This window comes from Microvirga sp. KLBC 81 (genome assembly GCF_003075415.1).
GTDB lineage: Bacteria > Pseudomonadota > Alphaproteobacteria > Rhizobiales > Beijerinckiaceae > Microvirga.
Window position 1 is genome coordinate 1 of record NZ_QDAH01000246.1, and the last position, 1,310, is coordinate 1,310.

At 68.4% G+C, this 1,310-nt stretch carries 1 protein-coding gene; it reads left to right on the top strand.

Annotation, left to right across the window (positions count from 1 at the left end; genetic code table 11):
* Positions 1-32: 32 nt before the first annotated feature.
* Positions 33-1,310: nucleotide sugar dehydrogenase (locus DC522_RS33545; protein ID WP_133239462.1), on the top strand; the 1,278-nt coding region annotated here is incomplete at its 3' end.

Here is a 1,310-nt window from a genome sequence, read left to right on the forward strand (position 1 = left end):
CAGCCGATCATGGATCCTTTGCCGCGCCTGCCCTGGATGTCGGGCCGCTGCTGGAGCGCTTCAAGGCCCACCAGGCGACCATTGGCATCATCGGCCTGGGCTATGTCGGCCTGCCGCTCGCGCTGACGGCCGCCCGGGCCGGCTTCACGGTTCTGGGCTTCGACATCAATGCCTCTTACGTGGCGCGGCTGAACCGGGGCGAGAGCTACATCAAGCATATCCCGTCGCAGCCTCTGGCCGCCGCGGTGGCGGCCAACCGCCTGGCCGCCACCGCCGATTTCAGCCGCCTGCCGGAAGCCGATGCCCTCCTGATCTGCGTGCCGACCCCGCTCACCCGGCACCGCGAGCCGGACCTGTCCTATGTTGAGCAAACCACCCGCACGATTGCCGAGCACCTGCGCAAGGGGCAGCTGATCGTGCTCGAGTCCACCACCTATCCGGGCACCACCGAGGAGGTGCTCAAGCCCCTCCTCGAGGCCACCGGCCTGAAGAGCGGCCAGGACTTCTTCCTGGCGTTCTCGCCGGAACGGGAGGATCCCGGCAATCCGGATTTCGGCACCGCGGCGATCCCGAAGGTGGTGGGTGGCGACGGCGCGGCGGCGCTGGCCCTGGCCGAGGCGCTCTACAGCCAGCTCGTGGTGCGCACGGTGCCGGTCTCGTCCGCCGCCACCGCCGAGGCGGTGAAGCTGACGGAAAACATCTTCCGGGCGGTCAACATCGCCCTCGTGAACGAGCTGAAGGTGGTCTATGCCGCCATGGGCATCGACGTGTGGGAGGTGATCGACGCCGCCCGGACCAAGCCGTTCGGCTTCATGCCGTTCTATCCGGGGCCGGGGCTCGGCGGCCACTGCATCCCGGTCGACCCGTTCTATCTCACCTGGAAGGCGCGCGAATACGACATCACCACCCGGTTCATCGAGCTGGCCGGGCAGGTCAACGCCCACATGCCCTCTTACGTGGTGGAGCGGCTGGCGCAAGCCGTGGATCGGGGCGGGCGGCCGTTCAGCGGCGCGCGCATTCTCCTGCTCGGCGTGGCCTACAAGAAGAACGTGGACGACATCCGCGAGAGCCCGGCCCTGAAGCTCCTCGAGCTGATCGAGGCCCGCGGCGCGCGCGTCGATTACCACGACCCGCATGTCCCCGAGCTGCCGCCGACCCGCAAGCACGGGGCGCTGGCGGGCCGCCGTTCCGTTCCGCTGACGGTTGCGACCGTGGCGTCCTACGATGCTGTTCTGATCGCCACCGACCATGACCAGGTCGATTACCGCCTGATCGCAGAGCATGCCCGGCTCGTGGTGGATACCCGCAAT